The 685-nt window shown below is 56.4% G+C and carries 1 pseudogene; it reads right to left on the bottom strand.

Annotation, left to right across the window (positions count from 1 at the left end):
- Positions 1-685, bottom strand: a pseudogene (locus ACR0D9_RS20615) (transposase); the annotation flags it as partial.

The raw sequence follows: 685 nt of genomic DNA, 5'->3' as shown, positions 1-685 counted from the left end.
CAAGGATGTTCAGCGTCCGAAAAGCTTTGCCATCGTCAGTTCGACAATGAACGAAGTCATAGCTCCATACATGATTGCGATACTCCGGCCTCAGCCGAACACACGAGCCATCGTTCAGCCAGAGCCGTCCTTTCTTCGGTTGTTTCACTGGCACTTTCAGCCCCTCTCGTCGCCAAAGCCGTTCAATTCGCCCATCGCTGACAGACCATCCGGCCTCTCTCAGCAGCGCAGCGATCCTGCGATAGCCAAATCGGCCGTACTGTCGAGCCAACTCGATCATGTCGGCGACCAGTCGGTCTTCGTCTGCGCGACCTTGTGGGACCCGCCGCTGCGTGGACCGGTGTTGCCCCAGCACGCGACAGGCGCGTCTCTCGGAAACGTTCAGCTGGTTACGGACATGATCGATGCAGGCACGACGACGAGCGGGGCTCAAAAGTTTCCCTTTGCGGCTTCCGTCAGGATCAGCTTGTCCAGAGTCAGATCAGACACCGCGCGTCTCAGCCGCTCGTTCTCTTTCTGAAGCCGTTTCAGTTCCTTCAATTGATCAACACCCATTCCACCGTACTTCTTCCGCCAGCGGTAATAGGTTTGCTCAACAACGCCGATCTGCCTGATCGCATCAAGTCGGGACATGCCTTGCCCCATCAAAACTTCAACCTGCCGTAACTTCGAGACAATCTCTTCG

The sequence above is a fragment of the Ruegeria sp. AK11 genome, assembly GCF_056541095.1.
This window is presented reverse-complemented; position numbering and strand designations above follow the sequence as displayed.